Source organism: Kingella pumchi (assembly GCF_022288825.1).
Taxonomy (GTDB): Bacteria; Pseudomonadota; Gammaproteobacteria; order Burkholderiales; family Neisseriaceae; genus Kingella_D; species Kingella_D pumchi.
Map to the genome: position 1 here is coordinate 29,982 of NZ_JAKOOW010000026.1, position 23,248 is coordinate 53,229.

The window sequence follows — 23,248 nt, forward strand, 5'->3', positions numbered from 1 at the left end:
TTTCAGGCAGCCTGAAAAATGTCGCAACCCTATCCCTTCGCCCGCCGCGGCATCAGTCCGGTCAATAAGCTGATCTGCCTGTCGCTGCTGTCGGTGGTGCTGATGGTGCTCGACGAGCGCTATACGGCGATGCAGCGTGCCAAGGAATATATCGCCGGCGCGCTGTATCCGCTGCAGTGGATGGCGCAGCAGCCGGTGGAATGGTACGAGTACGGCAGCGCGCTGTTTCAGTCGCAAGACTATCTGCTCACCGAAAACGAGCGTCTGACTTTGGAAAACTCTCGGCTGAAAATCGACCTGCACCGCGCCGATATGAACGCCCGCGAGCTCGAGCAGCTCAAATCGCTGGCGGCGCTCGGCAGCCACGGCTTGGGCGAAGCGCAAACCGCCGAAGTGGTGTCCAACGGCAAAGAGCCGTTGGCCAACCGCATCATCATCAATAAAGGCAGCCGCCAAAACATCCGCGCCGGCGATGCGGTGGTGGATGAAAACGGCTTGGTCGGCCAGGTCAGCCAAAGTTATCCCTTCAGCGCCGAAGTCCATCTGCTTACCGATGCCAAGGCGGTGATTCCGGTAATGGTGGCGCGCACCGGCGTGCGCACGCTGGTGTACGGCGGCAGCGACCAGCTCAGCCTGCGCTATTTCCCCAGCGATGCCGATTTGCAGCCTGAAGACATGCTGGTTACTTCCGGTCTCGACAGCGTCTATCCCGCCGGCATTCCGGTAGCCAAAGTGGTGCAGACCGGCCGCAACACCGGTATGCCTTATTACAGCGCCCAGCTCAAACCGGTGGCGGCGCTGCGCAGCAGCAAATATGTGCTGGTGCTGCCGCAGCAGCCGCTGCCGCAAACCGGCGAAACCACGTCCGATGCCGCAGCCGCTTCCGTTCCGTCTGCCAAACCATGAACCATTTTGAAAAATATCCCGATACCGCATCCAAACGCCTGCTGCTATTGAGTCTGGCCTTTGCGATGATGGTCGATTTTATTCCGTTTTCAGGCAGCCTGTTTTACTGGCTGCCCGAGCTGACGGCGATGCTGCTGCTGTATTGGGTGATCAACGCCCCGCACCGCGTCGGCATCGGCGCGGCGTTTATCGTCGGCCTACTGGTCGATATCGGCACCGGCTCGCCCACCGGCATGCACTCGCTGGCGTATATGGCGGCAGCCTATCTGCTGATCCGCAACCTGCGCCAAATCGTGCTTTACGACTACGGCCAACAAGCGGTAGTCGTGGCCATCGCCCTGATGAGCAGCGAAGTGGTGCAGGTGCTGGTGCGCCTGCGTTACGACCACCGCTTTTCAGGCTGGTTGGTGTTTCTTTCCCCCTTTCTCGGCGCACTGCTGTGGCCGATTCTGAATAAGGTCATGGTTTCCCTGACCAATCTGCGCCGTCTGAAACGATGAAAAGCCCGCGTTACCTATCCGCCCCCGGGCGGGAAGCCCGCAACCGGCAGCGAGACTTTCTGATCCGCCTGCTGGCGGCGCTGCTGTTGGTGCTGGTAATGTTTGGCGTGCTGGGCGCCCGCTTTTTCTACCTGCAAATCAGCAAATACGACGAATACACCGTTAAGGCCGCCACCAACCGCATCAGCCTGATTCCCACCGCACCGGTGCGCGGCGAAATCATCGATGCCAACGGCGTGGTGCTGGCGCGCAACTATCCGGCCTATTCACTGGAAGTGATTCCCAAAGAAACCCACCGCAAAATTGAAGATCTGATCGAAGATCTGCGCGCTTATGTCGAAATCGACGAAACCGATATCAAGCGCTTCAAAAAATTCCGCGCCGATATGCGTGCCTATGAAAAAGTGCCGCTGAAGCTGAAGCTCACGCCCGACGAAGCCTCGCGGCTGGCGGCGCAGCTGTATCGTTTCCCCGGTGTGGAAATCAACGCCCGCACCTTCCGCGAATACCCCTACGGCAGCCTGACTGCGCACTTTCTCGGCTATATCGGCCGCATCAGCGACAAAGACCAGAAAAAACTTGAAGAGTCCGGCCGTTCCGCCGCCTACCACGGCACCACCCACATCGGCAAATCCGGTTTGGAAGCCTTTTACGAAGCCCAGCTGCACGGCGTGCCCGGCTATCGCGAAGTGGAGAAAGACGCCGCCGGCAACATCATCCGCGAAATCAAATCCGATCCGCCGCAAACCGGCCAGACCCTGCGTTTGGCGATGGACATCCGCGTCCAGCAGGAAGCCGACCGCCTAATGGCCGGCCGCCGCGGCGCGCTGGTGGCCATCGACCCGCAAACCGGCGGCATCATCGCCTTTGTTTCCAAGCCCGGCTTCGATCCCAATCTGTTTATCGACGGCATCGACAGCGATACATGGAAAGCGCTCAACGAAGACTGGCAGCGGCCGATGATCAACCGCGTAACCCAGGGTTTGTATCCGCCGGGTTCGACCTTTAAGCCGTTTATGGGCATGGCGCTGCTTGAAAGCGGCAAAATCAACCAGCACACCGTCATTCCCGCGCCCGGCGCGTGGAGCATTCCCGGCACCAAGCACCAGTTTCGCGATTCGGTGCGCAGCGGCCACGGCTCGGCCAATCTGATGAAAGCCATTCAGGTGTCGTCGGATACTTTCTTCTACCGCCTGGGTTTTGAATTGGGCATCGAGAAAACGCGGCCGTATCTGGCGCAGTTCGGCCTGGGGCAGAAAACCGGCATCGACCTGCCCGGCGAATACCAAGGCGTGCTGCCTTCGCCCGAATGGAAGGCCAAGCGCTTCTCCAAGCTGCCTGAAAACCGCCGCCGCTGGAATATCGCCGAAATGGTGCCGGTGAGCATCGGCCAGGGCTATAACGCCTATACCCCGCTGCAGATGGCGCAGGCCACTTCGATACTCGCCAACAACGGCGTGGTATTCCGCCCGCATCTGGTCAAAGAGCTGCTCGACCATGAAAACCAGCGCTTAACCCAGCTCGAACCCAATCCCGACCACAAACTGCCGTTTTCACCAAGCAATTTCAACTATGTCAAACAGGCGATGGCGCGGGTGATCCAAAGCGGTACCGCCAAGCGCATCAACGGCGGCCTCAAATACAGCATGGGCGGCAAAACCGGCACCGCGCAGGTGGTGCAGATTGCCCAAGGCAAGCGCTACAACGCTGCCGCGCTGCGCGTGCAGCACCGCGACCACGCCTGGTTTATTTCCTTTGCGCCGGTTGAAAAGCCGCAGATTGCGATTGCGGTGATTCTGGAAAACGGCGGCTGGGGCGCCAGTGCCGCGCCGATTGCCCGCCAGCTGAGCGACTTTTATCTTTTGCGCTGGAAGGAAGACAAACTGCAGCCCGCATCCGGCGGCGGCCGCCGTACCGCCAATCCGCTGTTGGAAGGCAGCCTGAAAACGGCCAGGCCGCAGCAAAACGTTCAGGCTGCTTTTGAAGCCGTAGCCAAAGAGCGCGCGCAAAGCGCCTCCGAAGCATCGGCGCCGGCCTCCGCTCCCCTTACCCCGCAACCGGCAAAGGGCCAACCATGACCAAGCAACGCGACGAAAACCTGCTGCTGAAGCTCAAGCACCTGCTGTGGGATCCGCTCGACCCCTGGCTGTTTTACAGCATGCTGGCGGTGTATCTGATGAGCATGTTTCTTTTGTATTCCGCCGATGGCCAGGACTGGGGGCGGCTGGAAAGCAAAACCCTGCACACCGTGCTCGCTTTCGGCGTGCTGCTGGTGGTGGCACGGGTGCGGCCGCAGACTTTGAGCAATTTCGCGCCGCCGATGTATATTTTCGGCGTGCTGCTGCTGTTGGGCGTGCATTTTTTCGGCGTAACCGTCAACGGTTCGACCCGCTGGCTCAATCTCGGCCTGTTCAGGCTGCAGCCTTCGGAGATTATGAAAATCGCGCTGCCGATGGTGGTGGCGTGGTTTTTCCAGCGTTATGAAAACGATCTGCGCTGGTACCACTATCTGATTGCGCTGGTAGTGGTGTTGGTGCCCGGCGCGCTGATTCTCAAGCAGCCCGATTTGGGCACCGCCACCCTGATTATGGCCTCGGGGCTCTTGGTGGTGTTTTTCGCCGGCCTGCCGTGGAAAGTGATTGCCGCCGCGCTGATCGGCTTTGCCGCTTCGCTGCCGCTGATTTGGAACTACGGCCTGCACGATTATCAGAAACGCCGCGTGCTGACCTTGCTCGATCCCACCCAAGACCCGCTCGGTTCGGGCTACCACATTCTGCAGTCGATGATCGCCATCGGCTCCGGCGGCCTGTGGGGCAAGGGCTGGCTCAACGGCACCCAGACCCGTCTCGATTACATCCCCGAATCGACTACCGACTTTATCTTTGCCGTGTACGGCGAAGAGTTCGGCCTGATCGGCAATCTGCTGCTGCTGTCGGTTTACACCATCATCATCGGCCGCGGGCTGTATATCTCGTTCAAAGCCACCACGCTTTACAACCGCACGCTGGCCGCCGCGCTGACCATGACCTTTTTCTGCTACGCCTTCGTCAATATGGGCATGGTCAGCGGCATTTTGCCGGTGGTAGGCGTGCCGCTGCCGCTGGTTAGCTACGGCGGCACCGCCACCCTGTCGATTATGGCGATTCTCGCCCTGCTGATGGGCATTGCCAACCAGAACAAAAAACGCTTCCGTTAAACGCTTCGTTAGCTGTTACCCCCGCGGTTTTCAGGCTACCTGAAACCGCGTTTTCAGGAGATGCTTATGCCGACTGCCGACAATACCCTCGTTCTCGTTATCGACATCCAAGAGCGCCTGCTGCCCGCGCTGTCGCAGGCCGAAGCCTTTAGCGCCGCCGCCGTGCGCTTTATCGAAGGCTGCCGCCTGCTGGATGTGCCGCTGCTCTTGACCGAGCAATATCCCAAAGGCTTGGGCGCCACCATCGAACCGGTTTCCCGCGCCTGCGCCGATGCGCCGCGCTTCGAGAAAACCCGTTTTTCCGCCTACACCCCCGAAGTGGCTGCCGCCATCGCTCAAAAGCAGCCTGAAAACGTTGTGCTGCTCGGCTGCGAAACCCATATCTGCGTGCTGCAGACCGCTCTGGATCTGCTGGCGCAAGGCATGCGGGTTTACGCGCTGGAAGACGCGCTTACTTCGCGCACCGAAGCCAACAAAGCCAACGGCCTGCGCCAGATGCAGGCGGCCGGCGCCATTGTCAGCAACAGCGAAAGCGTGCTGTTCCAGCTTTTGGCCGATGCCAAACATCCCCAGTTCAAAGCCATCTCCAAACTGATTCAATAAGGATACCGCCATGTTTACCGGCATCGTGCAGGGCACCGGCCTGATCCGTGCCATCGACAGCCCCGCGCCCGATTTCCGCCGCTTCACCGTCGAATTGCCCGAGCATCTGGCCGGTGGGTTGGAAACCGGCGCTTCAGTCGCCCACAACGGCTGCTGCCTGACCGTAACCCGCGTTTCAGGCTGCCTGGCCGAGTTTGATCTGATGGCGGAAACGCTGGCCAAAACCAATTTGGGCAGCCTGAAAGCCGGGGATCGCGTCAATCTCGAGCGCGCCGCCCGCTTCGGCGACGAAATCGGCGGCCATGTGATGAGCGGTCACATTATGGCCACCGTCGAAATCATCCGCATCGACGAGAACGGCTTAAACCGCACGCTGTGGTTCAGGCTGCCTGAAAAACTCAAACCCTATCTGTTTGCCAAAGGCTTTGTCGGGCTCGACGGCTGCAGCCTGACTGTCGGCATCGTTGGCGACGACGCCTTTTGCGTGCACCTGATACCGGAAACGCTGGAGCGTACCCTGTTCGGCAGCCGCCGCGCCGGCGATGCGGTCAATCTCGAAATCGACGCCCAAACCCAGGCGGTGGTGGACACCGTGGCGCGGGTGATGGCGCAAAAAGGCTTTCAGGCTGCCTGAAAGGCAGATTTTTCCAAGGATAAAGCGATGCAGGCTCCCCTTCCCATCAGCGTAACCATGCCGGTGAAAAACGCCGAAAAATATCTGGCGCAGTCGCTCGCGGCATTATCCGGTTTCGCCGAAGTCATCGTGCTGGACAACGGCTCGAGCGATGCCACCATGGAAATCGCCGCCGGTTTTGCCAACGTGCGCCTGCACCAAAGCCCGTTTATCGGCTTCGGTCCGCTGAAAAACCTAGCCGCTTCGCTGGCCGAGCACGACTGGATTCTGAATATCGACAGCGACGAAATCGTCCTCCCCGAACTGGCCGCCGAAATCGCCGCGCTGACGCTGGACGAAAATACCGTTTACTCGCTGCCGCGGCTGAACCACTACTGCGGCCGCCCGATCCGCAGCTGCGGCTGGTCGCCCGACTATGTGCTGCGACTCTACCATCGCGGCCGCGTGCGCTACAACGACCGCCGCGTCCACGAATCGCTGGCGCTGCCGGAAAACACCGCTATCGTGCGCCTGCGGCAGGAATTGCTGCATTATTCGTTTGACGGCGTATCCGAATTGGTGGAGAAAAAAGTCCAGCGCTATACCGATTTGTTTGCCGAACAGCAGCAGTTCAAACAGCGCACTGCTCTCTTGTCTGCCATCGGCCACGGCGCCGCGGCCTTTGTCAAAAGCTATCTTTTTCGCGGCGGCTGGCGCGACGGCGCTACCGGCTGGGTGATTTCCGCCGCGCAGGCACAGGGTTCCTATTACAAATACGTCAAGCTGGCCGAAGCCAACCGCCGGCTCAGCGTTTCGCTGATTATCAGCGTCCGCAGCGGCGCCGATGCGCTGGCCGCCGTGCTGCAGTCGGTGCTGGCGCAGCAGACGGCGCCCGACGAAGTGCTGCTTGCCTGCGCGGAATGCGATGCCCGCACCGACGCCGTAGTCGAACAATACCGGCCGCTGATACCGTCTTTAAAGCTGCTGAGGCAGCCTGAAAAAGACGGCAGCAGGGCAGAATGGTTAAACCGCGCGCTGCTGCACAGCCGTTGCGACTACGTGCTGCTGGCCGATAGCGAAACCCTGCTGCATCCCCGATTTGTCGCCGACCACAAGCAGGCGGCAAAAAAAGGCGTGTTGGTGCAGGGCGCAGCAGGGCAATTGGATCAGGCCGCCACCGATGCCGTGCTGGCGCAGGCGGCAAACGGCAGCTTGTCTTTGCCGGCGTGGTATCGGCGCGGCCTAACAGACGCCTGGCACAAACGGCTGCGCTTGTGCCGCATTCCTCTGCTGGCCAAACTGCTGATCCGCAGGGAAAACCGTAACCTCACCGGCATCCGCGGCTGCAATATGGGTTTTTTCCGCGAAGACGCGCAGCGCATCAACGGCTTTAACAGCGATTTTGTCGGCTGGGGACGCGAAGACAGCGAATTTGCCGCACGATTTTTCAATGCCGGCGGCAAACGCGCCAATTTGAAATTCGCCGCCGTCGCCTATCATTTGTGGCACCACGAAGCGTCGCGCCAGTCGCTGCCGGAAAACGACCGGCTCTTGGCGCAGACGCTGGAAGGCAGCCTGATCCGCTGCGAAAACGGCATGGACCGCTTTGCCGCAGAAGCGGTGCAGAACGAGAAAGGCAGCCTGAAATGAGCGATAACGAACTGGAGAGGTTTTTCCGCGAAGAAGCCTATACCGAAGTGGCGGAAACGCTGGCTTTCTTTTTGGAAGAAGCCGGCAGCGACGAAGCGCCGGATGCCGCCGAAGCCCGCCGTTGGCAGCAGCTGTTTGCCGAGCGCGGCGGCCGTTTTGCCAAGCTGGCCGAAAATTGTGCGCGCTATGTGGAGGAAGCCGGCGATGCCGCGCAATAAATGGCTGCTGCTGGCGCTGCTGTGGCTGCTGGCCAGCATCTACGCGCTGGTGCTGCGCGAAAACGACAACGGCAGCCTGAAAGCACCGTTTGCCCATTTCGACAAATTCGTCCACGCCGCGCTGTTTTTCGCCCAACTCTGGCTGCTGGCCAAAGCCTGGCTGGCCGAAAAACGCCCGCTGCCGCTGCGCGCACTGCTGGCGTTTGCCGTGATTTACGCCGCCGCCAGCGAGTTGGCGCAACATTATCTGACCCGTACCCGCAGCGGCGATATGCTTGATTTCGCCGCAGACTTGTGCGGCGCCGGCCTGGCGCTGTATTTCGCGGCGCAAATCCAGCAAGCGCGCAGCCGCCGAACGGAAGATATTTGAAACAATAGTGAAAAAGGCAGCCTGAAAAGTTTCAGGCTGCCTTTTTGCTGCGTTTTGCGGCGCTATACGGTTTGCGAATATTTGGTACGGGTTTCGCTGTGGCGTAGGTAGCGGTCGAAAACCATGGCGATGTTGCGGATCAGGAAGCGGCCTTTGGCGCTTACTTCGATGCGGTTGTCGCTGATTTTGAGTAGGCCGAGTTGTGCCAGCTGCTGCAGGTCGGCCAGTTCGGCGGCGAAATAGCGCGCAAAGGGGACTTCGGTTTCGGCGGCGTAGTCGGCAAAATCCAGCGCAAAGCGGCACATCAGGTCTTGGATGATGTTGCGGCGCAGAAGGTCGTCGCGATCGAGATGGTAGCCGCGCATAACGGGCAGTTGTCCGGCATCGAGGGCGGCGTAGTATTTTTCGATGTCGCGCTCGTTTTGGCTGTAGGTATCGCCGACTTTGCCGATGGCGGAAACGCCGATGGCCACCAAATCGCAGTCGGCATAGGTGGAATAGCCTTGGAAGTTGCGCTGCAGCCGGCCTTCTTTAAGTGCGATAGCCAGCTCGTCGTCGGGCTTGGCGAAGTGGTCCATGCCGATAAACACATAGCCTTCGGCATCGAGACGGCGCACGGCGTATTGCAGGATGTCGAGTTTTTCTTCGCTGCTGGGGACGGCATTGGTGTCGATGCGCCGCTGGGGTTTGAAAATGTGCGGTAGGTGGGCGTAGTGGTAGAGTGCGAGGCGGTCGGGGGCGAGAGAGAGGACGGTATCGAAGGTGGTTTCGATGCTGGAGAGGGTTTGATGCGGCAGGCCGTAAATCAGATCGACGCTGACGGATTTGAAACCGGAATTGCGGGCGGCTTCGATGACTTCTCGCGTTTCTTCAACGGTTTGGATGCGGTTGACGGCGGCTTGGACTTTGGGGTCGAAATCCTGGATGCCGACGCTCATGCGGTTGAAACCGAGCCGGCCGAGATGCCCGATGGTGGCGGCGCCGACTTTGCGCGGGTCGATTTCGATGGAGTATTCGCCGTCGTCCAAGAGCTGGAAGTGTTCGCGGATCATGGCGAACACGCGCTCGAGCTGATCGTCGGAAAGAAAGGTGGGGGTGCCGCCGCCGAAGTGCAGCTGCGCCAGCGGGTGCCGTCCGCCCAGGTGGGGGGCGAGCAGCGCCATTTCTTTTTCCAGATAGTTGAGATATTCGTCGGCGCGGGTTTTGTCTTTGGTGATGATTTTGTTGCAGCCGCAGTAGTAGCAGATGGTGTTGCAAAAGGGGATGTGCAGATAGAGCGACAGCGGTTTTTCAGGCTGCCCGGCAAGGGTGTCGCGCAGTGTGTTGTGGTATTCGGGCTGCCTGAAAGCGTCGTGGAAGCGGTCGGCGGTGGGGTAGGATGTATAGCGGGGGCCGTTGGCGGGCAGGGAGGCGATCAGGCGCCGGTCGAATTGGATGGTGTGGGTGTTCATAAGGATTATTTATTGTTGGTATAAATTTTGTTAGAATAAGCCTGTTTTTATAAAAATTCATTGACTTTTGTCAAGCAGATAACCGATGCCACACTCAATGACGAAAAAATCCATCCCCCTGACTTCGCAATGCGCAACCTGCTCGTTCTACGAATTGTGCACGCCGGTTACGCTGGAAAACGGTGAGTTCGAACTTCTGGACGCGGTTGAGCGCCAGAGCCGCCGGATTAAAAAGGGCGAATATCTGTTTCACGCCGGCGAAGAATTTTCTTCGCTGTTCGCCGTGCGTACCGGTTTTTTCAAAACCACCGTTACCCTGCAGGACGGGCGCGACCAGGTAACCGGCTTTTTTATGTCCGGCGAGATGATGGGCATGGACGGCATCGGTATGAACCGCTACAGCTGCGATGCCATCGCACTGGAAGACAGCGAAGTGTGCGAAGTGCGCTTGGAAAGTCTGGAAGAGGCCGGCCGCCGCGCGCCGAAAATCAACACCCATTTTTTCCGCCTGTTCAGCAACGAAATCGTGCGCGACCAAAGCGTGATGCTGCTGCTGGGCAATATGCGCGCCGAAGAGCGCCTGGCCGCGTTCCTGCTCAACCTTTCGCAGCGTTTGCAGCACCGCGGCTTTTCCGCCAGCGATTTTATCCTGCGTATGTCGCGCGACGAAATCGGCAGTTATTTGGGGCTGAAGCTGGAAACCGTCAGCCGCACTTTGTCGCGCTTCAACCAAAACGGCTGGATTGCCGTCGATCACAAGCACATCCGTTTATTGCAGCCTCAGGCGCTGCAGGATTTGGTGGCCAGCAGCACGAAAGAAGTGAAAACGGGCTGATATTAAACGTTTCTACGGCTTTTTAGGCAGCCTGAAATAGGAAATGTTAATGATTGTTATACTATAACAATATTTAGTTAATTTTTGTTTGACTTTGCGGTTTTTGTGCTTTATAAACAAGGCAGATAAGCGGGCGTAAAGCCGGTTTGTCTGCCTTGTTTCATTTTTGAAGGAGAGAATACGATGAAAGCAATGGTTTATCACGGCGCCAACGACATCCGTTTGGAAGAAAAACCCAAACCGCAAATCATTGACCCCACCGACGCAGTAGTGAAAATCGTCAAAACCACCATCTGCGGCACCGACTTAGGCATCTGGAAAGGCAAAAACCCCGAAGTGGCCGACGGGCGCATTTTGGGGCATGAAGGCGTCGGCATCGTTGAAGAAGTCGGCTCGGCGGTGAAAAACATCAAAGTCGGCGATAAAGTCATCATCTCCTGCGTCAGCAAATGCTGCACCTGCGACTACTGCAAAACCCAGCTCTATTCCCACTGCCGCAACGGCGGCTGGATACTCGGCTATATGATCGACGGCACGCAGGCCGAATATGTGCGCACGCCCTATGCCGACAACAGCCTGATCCCGCTGCCTGCCGCCGTGGACGACGAAATCGCCCTGCTGCTGTCCGACATCTTGCCCACCGCCCACGAAATCGGCGTGCAGAGCGGAGACGTCAAACCGGGTGACACCGTATTTATCGCCGGCGCCGGCCCTGTGGGCATGTCCGCCCTGCTGACCGCGCAGCTTTACAGCCCCGCCACGATTATCGTCTGCGATATGGACGAAAACCGCCTGAAACTGGCGAAAGAACTGGGCGCCACTCACACCATCAATCCCGCGTCGGGCGACATTTCCCGGCAGATTTTCGCCATCGTCGGCGAAGACGGCGTCGATTGCGCGATTGAAGCGGTCGGCATTCCCGCCACTTGGGATATGTGCCAAGACATCGTCAAACCCGGCGGCCATATTGCCGTGGTCGGCGTGCACGGCAAGCCGGTCGATTTCAAACTGGAAAAACTGTGGATCAAAAACCTGGCCATCACCACCGGCCTGGTCAACAGCAACACCACCGAAATGCTGCTCAAAGCCGTGGCCACCAGCTCGGTGGACTACACCAAAATGCTGACCCACCATTTCAAACTGTCCGAATTGGAAAAAGCCTACGACGTGTTCAAACACGCTTCGGAAAACCAGGCGATGAAAGTGGTGCTGGTCAACGACTAAATTCCTGCTCTAGGTAAAACATCAGGCAGCCTGAAAAGTTTTCAGGCTGCCTGAAGCGTGTTTGCAACATTATCAAAGCGGCCGCAGCGCCATGCTTTACAGCATGGAGCGTCCTTTTTACAATGCCGCCTTTAATAAAATTAACATAGGTAAAATAATGTCCTTACGCTTCCGATTATCCGTTTTGTGCACCGCATTGGCGCTGGCCGTCGTAGCCGCGCCGCCGGCGTTTGCCGCTAAAAAAGCCCCTGCTGAAACTCCGACTGCAGCGTCTGACAGCAGCGCCGACAGCGCAAAAGAACAATTATTAAACGACATCCAGCAGAGGGCGCAGTCCGGGCCCAAAGTGATTGATTTGGGCATGCAGGGCAAGCTGAAGCTGCCCAAAGGCATGGTATTTATCGGCCGGGACGATGCCAACCTGCTGATGCAGATGGGGGGAAACAGCGAAAACCCCAACCGCTACGGTTTGGTGTTACCCGAGCAGGATGATGAGGATTGGTTGGTCGATCTGAACTACGTCGATTCGGGCTACATCAAGGACGACGATGCCAAAGACTGGGATACCGCCCATATGCTCGAAGCGCTCAAAGAAGGCAACGAAGAGCAGAACAAAGTACGCAAGGCCAAGGGCATTGCCGAAATCGAAACCCACGGCTGGATCGAGCAGCCGCACTATGATGCCGCCACACACCGCCTGATTTGGTCGATCGACGTCCATGAAAAAGGCAAAGCTGATGACAACCCCGCGGTAAACTACAACACCTACGCGCTCGGCCGCAAAGGCTACATCAATCTGACCCTGGTTACCGACAGCAAAGACATCGCCAAATACAAACCGGTGGCGCAGCAGCTTCTGGCCGACATCGAATTCAACCAGGGCGAGCGCTATGCCGACTACAACGCCGCCACCGACAAGGTCGCCGAATACGGCCTGGCCGCGCTGGTGGGCGGCGTGGCGGCGAAAAAACTCGGTCTGCTGGCGGTGATCGGCGCCTTTCTCGCCAAAGCCGGCAAATTCCTGATTATCGGCGCCGTGGCCGTCGGCGGCGCGATCAAATCCTGGCTCGGCCGCCGCCGCGGCTGATTTTCCCGCTTCAGGCAGCCTGAAAAAAGGGCAGGGCGCTGCCGTTTGGTTTCGCCACCGCTTTTTCAGGCTGCCTGAAAACTGTTTTCTCCCTTGTTACGGAGTTTTGGATGAACCCGATTTTCGAGCCGGTTTTCAAACAGCTCAACAGCGTGATTCTCGGCAAAGCGCCGGTACTCAAACAGCTCGTCGCCAGCATTCTTGCCGACGGCCACGTCTTGCTTGAAGACGTGCCCGGGGTGGGAAAAACCACGCTGGCCGGCTCTTTGGCGGCGGTACTCGGCCTGCGCTACCAGCGCGTGCAGTTCACCAACGACATGCTGCCGGCCGATCTGCTCGGCGTAAACGTGTTTATGCCTGCCGAGGGCGCGTTCAAATTCCATCCCGGGCCGGTGTTCAACCAGTTTGTGCTGGCCGACGAAATCAACCGCGCTTCGCCCAAAGTGCAGTCGGCGCTGCTCGAAGCGATGGAAGAGCGGCAGGTGTCGGTGGACGGCAAAACCTATCGTCTGCCGCAGCCGTTTCTGGTCGTCGCCACCCAAAACCCCAGCGAGCAGCTTGGCACTTTCCCGCTGCCTGAAAGCCAGCTCGACCGCTTTATGATGCGTCTGAGCATGGGTTATCCCGCCGAAGAAGCGGAAAAAGCGCTTTACCGCCAGGGCGGGCGCCGCCATGCCGCCGCGCAGCTGCAGGCGGTGGCCACGCCGCAGCAGCTGGCGCAATGGCAGCAGCAGGTGCGCGGTTTGACCGTTTCCGATGCCGTAGCCGCCTATGTTTACCGGCTGGTGGCCGCCACCCGCCGCCCGGGGCTGTTCGTAACCGGTCTCAGCCCCCGTGCCGGCTTGTCGCTGCTTGCGGCTGCCAAAGCCTGGGCCTTTCTCGAAGGGCGCGACTTTGTGCTGCCGGAAGACCTTAAAGCGGTGTGGGTGCCGGTGGCCAACCACCGCCTGCAAACCCTAAACCAGCGCGACAGCGCCGACGTTCTCAACGAGATTGTCGCCCATGTCGCCGTTTGAGCCGGCCGCGTCCCTGCGTTTTGACAGCGAAGCGCTGCTGGCGCGCCGCCACATCCGCCTGCGCCCGACCCGTTTGTGTCTGACGCTGGCGGTTTTGGCTTTTGCGGTGTGGGTGGCGGCGGTCAATTACCAGGTCAATCTCGCCTATGCCGTGTGTTTTTGGATTGCCGGCTTTACCGCCGTTTCCGCGCTGATGACCCTGCGCCAGCTGCTCGGCCTGCGCATCGGCGCCGTTTACCGCGGCGAAGTGTTTGCCGGCGACACCGCCGAAGTCAGTCTCAGCATCAGCGGCGGCAAACGGCCGCGGCTGTTTTGGTTTCATGCCGAAACACGGCCGGACGAAGAAGAAGACGATACCGCCGCCGATAAGCTGTGGCAGCGCTGCGAAACCGCTGATAATGCCGATTTCAGGCTGCCCTGGCCGATTAAAGTGGTGCGCCGCGGCCCCTTTCCCGAGCCGCTGTGTTTCACCCTGGCCACCAGCGCGCCTTTCGGTTTGTTTTACGCCGAATGCCTGCTCGAATGGCAGACCGACGCGCTGGTCTATCCCGCGCCGCTGGCGCACAGCCTTGACCATGCCGGCAGCGGCAGCGATCCCGAGCAACCGCCCGATCGCGCCGGTTTGAACGGTGAAGATTTGGCCTATCTCAAGCCCCATCAAAACGGCGCTTCGCTGCAGCACGTTGCCTGGAAGCAATACGCCAAGCGCGGCGAAATGCTCGACAAAGTTTTCGACCAGGCGCCGCCGGTGCCCGTCAGCCGCACCATTTCCTACCGCGACTACCCCGCCGCCACCCAGCGCGACCGCCTGGCATCGCTGCTTGCCCACCGCGTGCTCGAAGCCGAACGCAGCGGCAGCCCCTATCTGCTCGAATTGCCCGCGCAAAGCCTGCCGCCGCAAAACGGCCAGCGCGAAAAAGCCTTAAGCGCGCTGGCGCTGATGTAGGCAGCCTGAAAGGATAGCCAGAGAAAACAGCTGTCGTTATGGCAAAAGGCAGCCTGAAAAGTTTTCAGGCTGCCTTTTTTGTTTGCGGAAATAACGGCAAGGTCTGCTTTCAGGCTGCCTTTTCCGTATTCAAAGCAGCCTGAAAGCCTTTTGCATCGGCTTTCAGGCTGCTTTGAATGAACAGCAGGCGCGTAGGTCAGATACTTGTATCCGACAAGATTGCAAATAGGCAGGCAAGCTGAAACAACGCAGATTTCCCTTCGGGGAAACATCGGATTCGAGCATTCGACCTACTCCCAAACCATCCTATCCAATCGGGTATTTTTCAGGCTGCTTTGTTCCAAGCAGCCTGAAAGCAAGCGTAAGTTGGGTGGTTAAACCCAACTTCTCCGATGCCAAAAGATATGTTGGGGCGCGACCCAAGCTACAACGCAAAGGCAGCCTGAAAACCTTTCAGGCTGCCTTTTGTTGCCGCCGGATTTGCGTATTCAGCGGCCGCAGCTGCACGAGCCGCTGTCCACCACCGTCAGCTTGCCGGTGGTCGGGTGGATGACCAGGCCGTGCACCTGCACCGAGGCGGGCATCAGCGGATGGCAGCGGATTTGTTTGACGGTGTGGCGCACGCTGTCTTCCACGTTGTCAAAACCGGTCAGCCAGGTATCCAGATGGATGCCGGCGTGGCGCAGGGTGGTAATGCGGTCTTCGGGAATGCCGGCGGCGCGCGCCTGTTCGAGAAAGTCCTGCGGGTTCATGCCGCGCATGCCGCAGTCGTGATGGGCGACGACCATAATCTCTTCAACGTGCAATTCCAGCACCGCCACCAGCAGCGAGCGCATCACCGAACCCCACGGGTGGCTGACCACCGCGCCGGCGTTTTTAATCAGCTTGGCATCGCCGTTTTTCAGACCGAGCGCGGCCGGCAGCAGCTTGATCATGCGGGTGTCCATGCACGAAAGAATCGCCAGCCGGCGGTCGGGAAATTTATCGGTAAAAAATTCGGCGTAGGCGCCGGACTCCACAAATTCTTCGTTGTGGGCGAGGATTTGTTCCAGTTGCGACATCTGTGTGTTTCCTTGAAGTTTGTGCGGCCGCGATTATAGCGAAACGGCAGCCCTTGCGCCGCCCGAAAATACCCCGCGCGGCAAACGTTAAAGCAGCCTGAAAAGCCGGCGGGCGTTTTCAGGCTGCCTGGGGGCGGGGCGCGCTTACTGGCTCAGCACGTCCACGCCTTTGGGCGGGGTGAATTTGAAATGGCCGCGTGAGAGGCTGGGCTTGGTGTTGATGCCGCCAAAGCGGATGGTGGTTTGGTTGCCGAAGCTGTCTTTCAGCTCCATCGCGCTCAAAACGTCGCCCTTAAAGCCGATGCGGATAAACTGGTAGCCGGCGTTGTTGCGCTTGGGCGTGGCCAGCACATAGTCGATGCCGTTGCTGCTGCCGTCTTCCTTGAGCGTGTAGCTGCTCTCGAGCGCGTCTTTGTTCGACAAAATCGCCGCCGGGCTGTCGCCAATGGTCTGGTCCTGGCCGGACTTGGTTACCTGCTTCAATTCGGTGTCGTAGAGCCAGATGGTTTTGCCGTCGCCCACGATTACCTGCTCGTAAGGCTTGTTGTAGGTCCATTTGAACAGGCCGGGGCGCAGGATTTGGAAGCTGCCCGAGCTGCTTTGCGTTTTCTTTTTCGATTTGACGGTTTGGCTGAAGCTGCCGCTGATGCCGTCGGTATCTGCATTGAATTTCTTCAGCGCGTCCACCGCACCGGCCTGGGCGGCGGCAGAAGCGGCCAGCACGGCGGCGGCCAGAACGGTTTTCCAGATGGGTTTCATAGCGTCTCTCCGGTTGCGGAACAAACGGCCGGCGCCTGCCGGCCACAAACGGCGCGCATCTTAACATTTCAGGCAGCCTGAAACACGCCGCCGCGCTGTGTAAAGGCCGGATGCTGCGGCAATTTGCTGTTTTTCCGCTGAAAAAGCGCGGATTTTTAACTAAAATTTAAACCCCAAAGGCAGCCTGAAAACGCATTCGGCGGCCGTTTGCAGCCGTTCAAACCGGTTTCAGGCTGCCGCTGCTTGGGGTATATTGCCCGTTTTTCAGCCATCGGGAAAACGGATATGCAAGAAACAGGCAGCCTGAAAATCGTTTACAGCGTTAGCGAGCGCGAGCGTGCGCGCCTGACCCGGCGCATGTGCGCCTATATACCCAAGCGCGACAAACGCCGCCGGCTTGCCGTTTCCCTGCTGGTGACAGCGCTGCTGCTGGTGCTGTATTACGGTTTTTTCCACAACTGGCAGGCGGCTTTGGACTATCTGGGGAGCGTTGGAGAAGACGTTTGCGAAGCGCTGTGCGACGAAAGCGGGCAGACCGCAGAAGATTGGGACGGCCTGATCAGCGGCGCCGCGGCTGCCCGCAGCCATGTGGCCGGCCTGATGTATTGGATGGCGGCGCTGGTGCTGTTTGTCTCTTTCTATATGAACTGGAGCTGGCGCAAGCATATCGCATCGCTGTTTGATTCGCTTGAGGGCAAACAGTTTTCGCTGGAAATCGGCGCCGACGGCCTGCTGCATACCGTCGGCAGCGATGTGCGGCTGTTTTACCGCTGGCCGGCGGTGCTGCGGATAATCCGCGATGGCGAATGCTTGCTGTTTTATATCAGCCGCCACACCGCCTATTTCGTTCCCGCCGAATGCTTTGCCGATGTCGCAGCGGCCGATGCTTTTTACCGCCAGGCGCAGGCGTTTAAGGAAGCGGCCGCAGCGCAAAAGCAGCCTGAAAACGGCTAAAACCCCCAAATACAAGGCAGCCTGAAAAGTTTTAAACACTTTTCAGGCTGCTTTTTCGCTTTCAGGCTGCCTTTGGCCGTTTAAGCAATCTCCAGCGGGGCGAAGGATTTGACGGTGTCGTCCACCGCTTTAACGCGCACGAGAAAGTCTTCCAACAGGCACAGCGGCAGGGCGCTGGGGCCGTCGCAACGGGCCTGGTCGGGGTTCTCGTGGCTTTCGAGAAACAGGCCGGCCAGGCCGGTGGCTGTGCCGGCAAGGGCGAGTTCGAGCGCCTGGGCGCGGCGGCCGCCGGATGCGGCGCTGCCGGCATCGCGCTGCTGCAGGGCGTGGGTTACGTCGAAAATCAGCGGCGTGCCGGGGCAGCTGCGTTTCATCACGCCGAAGCCGAGCATATCGACCACCAGATTGTCGTAGCCGAACTGGCTGCCGCGCTCGCACAGCATCACTTGGCCGTTGCCCGCTTCTTTGAATTTTTCAACGATATTGCCCATCTGCTGCGGGCTGAGAAACTGCGGTTTTTTCACGTTGATCACGCGGCCGGTGGCGGCCATCGCCCGCACCAGGTCGGTTTGGCGGGCGAGAAAGGCGGGCAGCTGCAGCACGTCGCACACTTCGGCCACGGGAGCGCATTGGTGGGGCTCGTGTACGTCGGTCAGCACCGGCACGCCGAATTCGCGTTTGACGGCGGCAAAAATCTTCATGCCTTCGTCCAGCCCCACTCCGCGATAGGAATGCACAGACGAGCGGTTGGCTTTGTCAAAAGAGGCTTTGAAAACGAAGGGAATGCCGAGTTTTTCGGTAACGCGCACATAATGGGCGCAGGCGCGCAGGGTGGAATCAAGGTCTTCGAGCACGTTGATGCCGCCAAACAGGGTGATGGGGCGCTCGTTGGCAACGGTGATGGAGTCGATGGAAATCATGACGGGTCTTTCTGAGTAAAAGGCAAAAATAAGGCAGCCTGAAAGCCGGAAAAACGCTTTTCAGGCTGCCTGACGGTCGATTTTACGGATTTGGCGGCGGATGTGCACGCTGCCGGGCAGGCGGCCGACCGGCCAGCGCAAAATGGCAACGCCGGCGGCTGCGGTGGCGCGGTTTTTGCGGTGGTCGGCTTCCTGGCGCTCGGGCAGCTCGTGGCTGGCGTCGTCGATTTCGATGGCGGCCAGCGGCGTGCCGTCGGTGCGGCAGATGACGAAATCGTAGCTCAGGCGGCTGATGAAGTTGAACCAGTAATAGGTTTCTTTGTTTTTCGGCACTTCGAGCACGCGCGAGACCTGCACCTGCGGAAAAACCATATAGTCGGGCAGGGCGTCGAGCAGCAGGGCGTAGGCGTCCATCTCGCTGTCGGTCATCAGCGGCCGGCGGCTGTAGGGCAGTTTTCCATTGCCTTCGAAAGGATTGCGCTTGCGCCGCCGCCAAAACCACCACAAAAGCGCCGCGCAAACGGCGGCGATCACATAGGCGAAAATCATCGGCGGCTCCGGCGGCTTTCAGGCTGCCTGCAAAGCGGGGCGGGGTTTAGGGGCATGGCGCGTCCTGCGGGCTGTCGGCAGCGTCGCCGTGGTAATACTCGGCGGCGCCGCTGTGGAAAAAACTTTCCAAAATCGCCTGCGCGGCCACTTGGTCGAGCACGGCTTTGCGCTTTTTGCCGTATACCTGAGCTTCGGAGAGCAACGCTTCGGCATGCAGCGACGAGAGCCGCTCGTCCGCCCAATACACCGGCAGAGCGAAGCGGCGGTGCAGGCGGCGGCCGAATTTGCGTGCCAGTTCGGTCATGCGGTGCTCGCCGCCGTCGGTGTAAACCGGCAGGCCGACCAGAAGGCAGACCGGCTGCCATTCGGCTACCAGTTTGGCGATGGCGGCGAATTTTTCTTCATTGCTGCGGCCGCTGACAGTGGCCAGCGGGTGGGCGATGGCCAAAGCGCACTCGCCCTGCGCCACGCCGATGCGGCTTTCGCCGAAATCAAAGGCCAGGCAGCAGCCTTGCGCGGGCGCCTTATGCATGGCCGACGGCTCCGCTGAGCATTTCGCTGCGGATGCCGAGTTTGGAGAGCGCGGCGTCGTAGCGTTTGTGGGCGGGGAGTTTGAACAGGATGTCTTCGTCGGCAGCCACGGTGAGCCAGGAGTTTTTTGCCAGCTCGCGCTCAAGCTGGCCGCCCGTCCACAAGGAGCAGCCGATGGTCAGCAGCACGTCTTGGACGGCGTCGCCGTCCATATTTTCGATGATGTCGCGCGAGGTGGTCAGCGCCAGATGGTCGTTTACTTTCAGGCTGCTTTGCCAATGACCGGCCGGCGTGTGCAGCACAAAACCGCGCTCGGTCTGCACCGGCCCGCCGACCATCACGTATTCGCTGCGAAAACGCGGCGGCGTGGCTTTGCCGGTGGCGGCGAACACGACTTCCATATTGATGGGCGAGGGCTTGTTCACAATCACGCCGGTGGCGCCTTCGCTGTTGTGCTCGCAAAGATAGACCAGGCTGCCTTCGAACATCGGGTCGTCGAGCGAGGGCATGGCGATCAGAAAATGGTTGCTCAGATTCATATCGTGTCGTGTGTTTCAAACGTTTGGCCGCGATAATGGGGCTGGCGGCGCGCTTTTGCAAGCGTCGGATGTCAAACGGCGGCCGTACCGCGCCGCGCTTTGGCAGTAAAACTCTATCCGCAAAAGCAGCCTGAAACGGCATTTCTGCACGGATTAGCAGATTTATGTATAATACCGGACAGCAAATTCGTATGTTCTGATTGTTATCCATATAGGAGTATCCAACCATGGCAAATGTTAAAGCAAACCGTCTGGCCAATTTCGAACTGCTGATTAAAGAAGCCGGCAGCATTATCGAGCTGTCGCGCCGCGCCGGTTACAACAAACCGGCCTATCTTTATCAGGTTCACGCCCAGCGCGAAAAGGCCAACGGCACCACCATGCAGATCGGCAAACGCGTGGCGCAGCGCTTGGAAGAAGCCATGGGCAAACCCGCCGGCTGGATGGATCAGGACCACAGCGCCGCTGCCGGCGGCCGCCGCAAAACGCGCGCGGCCAAACCGGCAGCCGTTGCAGTAGAAGCCGGTGCCGCCGCTTCGCTGGGCGTGGAAACCGTTACCCTGGCCTTTACCGGCGCTTCGGGCATGCCCTACGGCATCCGCCTGCTCGAATGCCTGCTGCAGGCCGGCAAAACCGTGTATCTGGTGTATTCGCAGGCTGCGCAGATGGTGGCGCAGCAGGAAATGGACTTTGATCTGCCTTCATCGCCGGCGGAAGCGCAAAAACTGCTGTGCAAGCACTTTAACGTTGCGCCGGAGCAGCTGCAGGTATTCGGCAAATACGAGTGGTTCGCCCCGATTGCTTCGGGCAACAGCGTGGCCGATGCGATGGTGGTCTGCCCCGCCAGCATGGGTACCGTTGCCGCCATCGCCTGCGGCACCGCCGACACCCTGCTCGAGCGTGCCGCCGATGTCTGCATCAAAGAAAAACGCCCGCTGGTGTTGGTGCCGCGCGAAGCGCCGTTTTCCGCGCTGCATCTGGAAAACCTGCTGAAACTCGCCAATTACGGCTGCACCGTGCTGCCGCCGTCTCCCGGCTTCTACACCAAACCGCAAAGCGTGGAAGACATGGTGGATTTCGTGGTCGGCCGCATTCTCGACCAACTGCTGATTCCCCACAATCTCACGCCCAAATGGGGCGCATAAAGCCCGTTTTCCCCTAAATAAGGCAGCCTGAAAGCGGTTTTCCCGTTTTCAGGCTGCCTTTGCCCTTGCCTTTTTTATTTTCCTGATATGAGCTGCAAACTGATTCTGGCACCGATGCAGGGGCTGTGCGACCCCGTAATGCGCGATTTGCTGACCCGCATCGGCGGCTACGACGAATGCGTGAGCGAATTCGTGCGCATCACCCACACCGTCCATTCCCGCCCCACCTGGCTTAGGCACGTTCCCGAAATCGCCAGCGGCAACCGCACCGCCGCCGGCACGCCCTGCACCGTGCAGATACTGGGCAGCGACGAAAACATGATGGCCGCCAACGCGCTGGAAGCCGTGCGCTTCGGCGCCGAGCGCATCGACGTCAATTTCGGCTGCCCCGCCCCCACCGTCAATAAGCACCAGGGCGGCGCCGTGCTGCTGAAAACGCCGCAGCAGGTGCACCGCATCGTCCGCACCCTGCGTGAGCGGCTGCCGGCGCACGTCGTGCTCAGCGCCAAAATGCGACTGGGCTACGACGACACTGCGCTGGCGCTGGAAAACGCCCAGGCCGTAGCCGAAGGCGGCGCCGCGCTGCTGACCGTCCACGCCCGCACCAAAGCGCAGGGTTACAACCCGCCCGCCGACTGGTCGTGGCTCAAACGCATCCGCGAGCACATCGCCATCCCCGTGGCCGCCAACGGCGACGTTTTCACCCTTGCCGACTATCTGGCCATCCGCGAGCAAAGCGGTTGCGACATCGTTATGCTCGGCCGCGGTGCCGTCATCCGTCCCGATCTGGCGCGCCAAATAAAACGCCACGAAACTGGCGAACCTGTCGGTGAAGCCGGTTTCGACAGCGAAATCCGCGGCTGGATCCGTCAGTTTTTCGCCCTGTGCGAAGCCAAAGAAGGCGAAGGCCGCTACGCTTCGGCGCGCTTAAAACAATGGCTGGGCATGATGCGCCAGGCCTATCCCGAAGCGGAAGCGCTGTTTGCCATCGTGCGCCCGCTGAAAACCCATGCCGAAGTGCGCGCCGCCATTGCAGCCTGAAAACGGTGCAGCCCGTTTTCAGGCTGCCAAGTTTTCAGGCTGCCAAAGTTTTCAGGCTGCCTGAACAGGCGGTCTGTTTGATTGAAGGAAAGTTATGTCCCGTCCCTGCGTTTTGATTATCGGTGGCAGCGGTTTTATCGGCCGCCGCCTGGCTGCCGATCTGGCGGCCGAAAAGTGGCGCGTGATTATCGTCAGCCGCAGCCCGAACCGTGCGCGGCAGGCGGCGGGCGGGCAGTTTGAATATGTGTCGTCGCTCCGCCATCTGTACGACAGCATCCGCCCCGAGCTGGTGATCAATCTGGCCGGGGCTTCGGTGGGTGAAGGACACTGGACGCCAGAGCGCAAGCGGGAGCTGCTTGAGAGCCGCCTGCAGCCGACGCAGGCGCTGGCCGACTGGCTGCAGCGCTGCCCGCAGCCGCCCAAGCTGGTGATTCAGGCTTCGGCGGTCGGTTATTACGGCAACGGCTCGGCGGCAGGCTGGCCGCCGTGCGATGAAAACGCGCCGCCGCAGGATGTTTTCGTTTCCGATTTGTGCCGGCAGTGGGAAGCACTGTCGCAGCAGATGCACGAAACCAGCGGCGTGCCGGTGGCGGTTTGCCGTTTCGGCGTGGTGCTGGGGCAGGGTGGCGGCATTTTGCCGCAGCTGTTAAAACCGGTGTCTTTCTGCATCGGCCGCATCGGCAGCGGCCGCCAAGCGCTGCCGTGGATTCATTTGGACGACCTTTCTTTAGCACTGCGTTTTCTGGCGGCGCAGAACTTGGCGGGCTGGCAGGCGTTTAATCTGACCGCGCCGGCGGCCACCACCCAGCTGGATTTTGCCCGCGCCGCAGCGAAAATCCTGCGCCGCCCGCTGCTGTTTGCCGTGCCGCAAGGCCTGATGCGGCTGGCTTTGGGCGAGCAGGCCGATTTGGTGCTCGACGGCCAGTTTGCCGAACCGCAGGCGCTGCGGCGGCTGGGCTTTGCTTTCCGTTTTGTCGATATTCAGGCTGCTTTGGCGGATTTGCTGCGCCGGCCTGCGCGCTGACCCAGGCAGCCTGAAAACGGAACAAAGCTTTTCAGGCTGCTTTGGTGTTTTTCAGGCTGCCCGCACTCCAGCGCGCCGGCGAAATCGGGTAAAATGCCGCTCGTTTTTTT

At 59.7% G+C, this 23,248-nt stretch carries 25 protein-coding genes; 18 read left to right on the forward strand and 7 right to left on the reverse strand.

Annotated elements, in window-relative coordinates; all coding sequences use genetic code 11:
* Positions 1 to 18: 18 nt before the first annotated feature.
* The 9 genes from mreC (at position 19) to MB824_RS07650 (ending at position 8,056) form a co-directional block, all read left to right on the forward strand.
* Positions 19 to 906 carry a rod shape-determining protein MreC gene (mreC, locus tag MB824_RS07610; protein WP_238747763.1) on the forward strand — a complete coding sequence of 296 codons (888 nt, stop codon included), beginning with the start codon at positions 19 to 21 and terminating at the stop codon, positions 904 to 906.
* Positions 903 to 1,406 carry a rod shape-determining protein MreD gene (gene mreD / locus MB824_RS07615; RefSeq protein ID WP_238747765.1) on the forward strand — a complete coding sequence of 168 codons (504 nt, stop codon included), beginning with the start codon at positions 903 to 905 and terminating at the stop codon, positions 1,404 to 1,406. The genes mreC and mreD overlap by 4 nt, the downstream gene beginning before the upstream one ends.
* Positions 1,403 to 3,484, forward strand: coding sequence for a penicillin-binding protein 2 (gene mrdA, locus MB824_RS07620; RefSeq protein ID WP_238747767.1), 2,082 nt, complete (start codon positions 1,403 to 1,405; stop codon positions 3,482 to 3,484). Before mreD ends, mrdA begins: the two co-directional genes overlap by 4 nt.
* The gene (gene rodA / locus MB824_RS07625) at positions 3,481 to 4,602 is read left to right on the forward strand and encodes a rod shape-determining protein RodA (protein ID WP_238747769.1); all 1,122 of its coding nucleotides are present in this window, start codon (positions 3,481 to 3,483) and stop codon (positions 4,600 to 4,602) included. Before mrdA ends, rodA begins: the two co-directional genes overlap by 4 nt.
* A 66-nt stretch (positions 4,603 to 4,668) precedes the next feature.
* Positions 4,669 to 5,205, forward strand: coding sequence for an isochorismatase family protein (locus tag MB824_RS07630; RefSeq protein WP_238747770.1), 537 nt, complete (start codon positions 4,669 to 4,671; stop codon positions 5,203 to 5,205).
* 10 nt (positions 5,206 to 5,215) lie between these two features.
* Complete coding sequence (locus MB824_RS07635) at positions 5,216 to 5,839, forward strand: riboflavin synthase subunit alpha (protein WP_238747773.1); 624 nt, start codon at positions 5,216 to 5,218, stop codon at positions 5,837 to 5,839.
* A gap of 27 nt (positions 5,840 to 5,866) precedes the next feature.
* On the forward strand, positions 5,867 to 7,468 hold the full coding sequence (locus MB824_RS07640) for a glycosyltransferase family 2 protein (RefSeq protein WP_238747775.1): 1,602 nt from the start codon (positions 5,867 to 5,869) through the stop codon (positions 7,466 to 7,468).
* Positions 7,465 to 7,686, forward strand: coding sequence for a dioxygenase (locus MB824_RS07645; RefSeq protein WP_238747776.1), 222 nt, complete (start codon positions 7,465 to 7,467; stop codon positions 7,684 to 7,686). Before MB824_RS07640 ends, MB824_RS07645 begins: the two co-directional genes overlap by 4 nt.
* A complete protein-coding gene (locus MB824_RS07650) occupies positions 7,673 to 8,056 on the forward strand; it encodes a VanZ family protein (RefSeq protein ID WP_238747778.1) in 384 nt (127 codons plus the stop codon). Before MB824_RS07645 ends, MB824_RS07650 begins: the two co-directional genes overlap by 14 nt.
* Positions 8,057 to 8,118: 62 nt before the next feature.
* Here MB824_RS07650 and hemN read toward each other — a convergent pair whose 3' ends face one another.
* Positions 8,119 to 9,507 carry an oxygen-independent coproporphyrinogen III oxidase gene (gene hemN / locus MB824_RS07655; RefSeq protein ID WP_238747780.1) on the reverse strand — a complete coding sequence of 463 codons (1,389 nt, stop codon included), beginning with the start codon at positions 9,505 to 9,507 and terminating at the stop codon, positions 8,119 to 8,121.
* Positions 9,508 to 9,604: 97 nt separating this feature from the next.
* Between hemN and fnr the strand changes: the two genes are divergently transcribed.
* The 5 genes from fnr (at position 9,605) to MB824_RS07680 (ending at position 14,615) form a co-directional block, all read left to right on the forward strand.
* Positions 9,605 to 10,342: a fumarate/nitrate reduction transcriptional regulator Fnr gene (fnr, locus tag MB824_RS07660; RefSeq protein WP_238747782.1), complete on the forward strand. Its 738-nt coding sequence runs from the start codon at positions 9,605 to 9,607 to the stop codon at positions 10,340 to 10,342.
* A 183-nt stretch (positions 10,343 to 10,525) separates the two neighbouring features.
* Entirely contained in the window at positions 10,526 to 11,566 is a 1,041-nt protein-coding gene (locus MB824_RS07665) for a zinc-dependent alcohol dehydrogenase family protein (protein ID WP_238747784.1), read from the forward strand.
* Between the two features lie 157 nt (positions 11,567 to 11,723).
* The gene (locus MB824_RS07670; protein WP_238747786.1) at positions 11,724 to 12,653 is read left to right on the forward strand and encodes a DUF2167 domain-containing protein; all 930 of its coding nucleotides are present in this window, start codon (positions 11,724 to 11,726) and stop codon (positions 12,651 to 12,653) included.
* Between the two features lie 110 nt (positions 12,654 to 12,763).
* Complete coding sequence (locus MB824_RS07675) at positions 12,764 to 13,669, forward strand: AAA family ATPase (protein ID WP_238747788.1); 906 nt, start codon at positions 12,764 to 12,766, stop codon at positions 13,667 to 13,669.
* The gene (locus MB824_RS07680; protein ID WP_238747790.1) at positions 13,656 to 14,615 is read left to right on the forward strand and encodes a DUF58 domain-containing protein; all 960 of its coding nucleotides are present in this window, start codon (positions 13,656 to 13,658) and stop codon (positions 14,613 to 14,615) included. Before MB824_RS07675 ends, MB824_RS07680 begins: the two co-directional genes overlap by 14 nt.
* 488 nt (positions 14,616 to 15,103) lie before the next feature.
* Here MB824_RS07680 and MB824_RS07685 read toward each other — a convergent pair whose 3' ends face one another.
* Together MB824_RS07685 and lolA are read right to left on the reverse strand one after the other, a co-directional pair.
* On the reverse strand, positions 15,104 to 15,676 hold the full coding sequence (locus MB824_RS07685) for a beta-class carbonic anhydrase (RefSeq protein ID WP_238747792.1): 573 nt from the start codon (positions 15,674 to 15,676) through the stop codon (positions 15,104 to 15,106).
* A 144-nt stretch (positions 15,677 to 15,820) separates the two neighbouring features.
* Entirely contained in the window at positions 15,821 to 16,435 is a 615-nt protein-coding gene (gene lolA / locus MB824_RS07690; protein ID WP_238747794.1) for an outer membrane lipoprotein chaperone LolA, read from the reverse strand.
* 285 nt (positions 16,436 to 16,720) lie between these two features.
* Between lolA and MB824_RS07695 the strand changes: the two genes are divergently transcribed.
* Positions 16,721 to 17,389, forward strand: a complete 669-nt coding sequence (locus MB824_RS07695) for a YcxB family protein (RefSeq protein ID WP_238747797.1) — start codon at positions 16,721 to 16,723, stop codon at positions 17,387 to 17,389.
* A gap of 80 nt (positions 17,390 to 17,469) precedes the next feature.
* On the opposite strand, the gene kdsA is transcribed toward MB824_RS07695, so the two are convergent.
* The 4 genes from kdsA to MB824_RS07715 are packed head-to-tail and all read right to left on the reverse strand — an operon-like array spanning position 17,470 to position 19,928.
* On the reverse strand, positions 17,470 to 18,309 hold the full coding sequence (gene kdsA, locus MB824_RS07700; protein WP_238747799.1) for a 3-deoxy-8-phosphooctulonate synthase: 840 nt from the start codon (positions 18,307 to 18,309) through the stop codon (positions 17,470 to 17,472).
* A gap of 60 nt (positions 18,310 to 18,369) precedes the next feature.
* On the reverse strand, positions 18,370 to 18,858 hold the full coding sequence (locus MB824_RS07705) for a DUF2726 domain-containing protein (RefSeq protein WP_238747801.1): 489 nt from the start codon (positions 18,856 to 18,858) through the stop codon (positions 18,370 to 18,372).
* A 46-nt stretch (positions 18,859 to 18,904) separates the two neighbouring features.
* Positions 18,905 to 19,390, reverse strand: coding sequence for a Holliday junction resolvase RuvX (ruvX, locus tag MB824_RS07710; RefSeq protein ID WP_238747803.1), 486 nt, complete (start codon positions 19,388 to 19,390; stop codon positions 18,905 to 18,907).
* Positions 19,383 to 19,928, reverse strand: a complete 546-nt coding sequence (locus MB824_RS07715) for a YqgE/AlgH family protein (protein WP_238747805.1) — start codon at positions 19,926 to 19,928, stop codon at positions 19,383 to 19,385. The genes ruvX and MB824_RS07715 overlap by 8 nt, the downstream gene beginning before the upstream one ends.
* A 227-nt stretch (positions 19,929 to 20,155) precedes the next feature.
* On the opposite strand from MB824_RS07715, the gene MB824_RS07720 reads away from it, so the two are divergent.
* From MB824_RS07720 to MB824_RS07730, 3 genes are all read left to right on the forward strand, one after another.
* Positions 20,156 to 21,073: a flavin prenyltransferase UbiX gene (locus MB824_RS07720; protein ID WP_328516370.1), complete on the forward strand. Its 918-nt coding sequence runs from the start codon at positions 20,156 to 20,158 to the stop codon at positions 21,071 to 21,073.
* Between the two features lie 87 nt (positions 21,074 to 21,160).
* Entirely contained in the window at positions 21,161 to 22,114 is a 954-nt protein-coding gene (locus MB824_RS07725) for a tRNA dihydrouridine synthase (RefSeq protein ID WP_238747807.1), read from the forward strand.
* Positions 22,115 to 22,208: 94 nt separating this feature from the next.
* Positions 22,209 to 23,138, forward strand: coding sequence for a TIGR01777 family oxidoreductase (locus tag MB824_RS07730; RefSeq protein ID WP_238747809.1), 930 nt, complete (start codon positions 22,209 to 22,211; stop codon positions 23,136 to 23,138).
* Positions 23,139 to 23,248: the final 110 nt, after the last annotated feature.

Coding starts and splice junctions, on each gene's coding strand:
- mreC (WP_238747763.1), top strand. CDS start 19: ATGTCGCAACCCTATCCCTTCGCCCGCCGCGGCATCAGTCCGGTCAAT.
- mreD (WP_238747765.1), top strand. CDS start 903: ATGAACCATTTTGAAAAATATCCCGATACCGCATCCAAACGCCTGCTG.
- mrdA (WP_238747767.1), top strand. CDS start 1,403: ATGAAAAGCCCGCGTTACCTATCCGCCCCCGGGCGGGAAGCCCGCAAC.
- rodA (WP_238747769.1), top strand. CDS start 3,481: ATGACCAAGCAACGCGACGAAAACCTGCTGCTGAAGCTCAAGCACCTG.
- MB824_RS07630 (WP_238747770.1), top strand. CDS start 4,669: ATGCCGACTGCCGACAATACCCTCGTTCTCGTTATCGACATCCAAGAG.
- MB824_RS07635 (WP_238747773.1), top strand. CDS start 5,216: ATGTTTACCGGCATCGTGCAGGGCACCGGCCTGATCCGTGCCATCGAC.
- MB824_RS07640 (WP_238747775.1), top strand. CDS start 5,867: ATGCAGGCTCCCCTTCCCATCAGCGTAACCATGCCGGTGAAAAACGCC.
- MB824_RS07645 (WP_238747776.1), top strand. CDS start 7,465: ATGAGCGATAACGAACTGGAGAGGTTTTTCCGCGAAGAAGCCTATACC.
- MB824_RS07650 (WP_238747778.1), top strand. CDS start 7,673: ATGCCGCGCAATAAATGGCTGCTGCTGGCGCTGCTGTGGCTGCTGGCC.
- hemN (WP_238747780.1), bottom strand. CDS start 9,507: ATGAACACCCACACCATCCAATTCGACCGGCGCCTGATCGCCTCCCTG.
- fnr (WP_238747782.1), top strand. CDS start 9,605: ATGACGAAAAAATCCATCCCCCTGACTTCGCAATGCGCAACCTGCTCG.
- MB824_RS07665 (WP_238747784.1), top strand. CDS start 10,526: ATGAAAGCAATGGTTTATCACGGCGCCAACGACATCCGTTTGGAAGAA.
- MB824_RS07670 (WP_238747786.1), top strand. CDS start 11,724: ATGTCCTTACGCTTCCGATTATCCGTTTTGTGCACCGCATTGGCGCTG.
- MB824_RS07675 (WP_238747788.1), top strand. CDS start 12,764: ATGAACCCGATTTTCGAGCCGGTTTTCAAACAGCTCAACAGCGTGATT.
- MB824_RS07680 (WP_238747790.1), top strand. CDS start 13,656: ATGTCGCCGTTTGAGCCGGCCGCGTCCCTGCGTTTTGACAGCGAAGCG.
- MB824_RS07685 (WP_238747792.1), bottom strand. CDS start 15,676: ATGTCGCAACTGGAACAAATCCTCGCCCACAACGAAGAATTTGTGGAG.
- lolA (WP_238747794.1), bottom strand. CDS start 16,435: ATGAAACCCATCTGGAAAACCGTTCTGGCCGCCGCCGTGCTGGCCGCT.
- MB824_RS07695 (WP_238747797.1), top strand. CDS start 16,721: ATGCAAGAAACAGGCAGCCTGAAAATCGTTTACAGCGTTAGCGAGCGC.
- kdsA (WP_238747799.1), bottom strand. CDS start 18,309: ATGATTTCCATCGACTCCATCACCGTTGCCAACGAGCGCCCCATCACC.
- MB824_RS07705 (WP_238747801.1), bottom strand. CDS start 18,858: ATGATTTTCGCCTATGTGATCGCCGCCGTTTGCGCGGCGCTTTTGTGG.
- ruvX (WP_238747803.1), bottom strand. CDS start 19,390: ATGCATAAGGCGCCCGCGCAAGGCTGCTGCCTGGCCTTTGATTTCGGC.
- MB824_RS07715 (WP_238747805.1), bottom strand. CDS start 19,928: ATGAATCTGAGCAACCATTTTCTGATCGCCATGCCCTCGCTCGACGAC.
- MB824_RS07720 (WP_328516370.1), top strand. CDS start 20,156: ATGGCAAATGTTAAAGCAAACCGTCTGGCCAATTTCGAACTGCTGATT.
- MB824_RS07725 (WP_238747807.1), top strand. CDS start 21,161: ATGAGCTGCAAACTGATTCTGGCACCGATGCAGGGGCTGTGCGACCCC.
- MB824_RS07730 (WP_238747809.1), top strand. CDS start 22,209: ATGTCCCGTCCCTGCGTTTTGATTATCGGTGGCAGCGGTTTTATCGGC.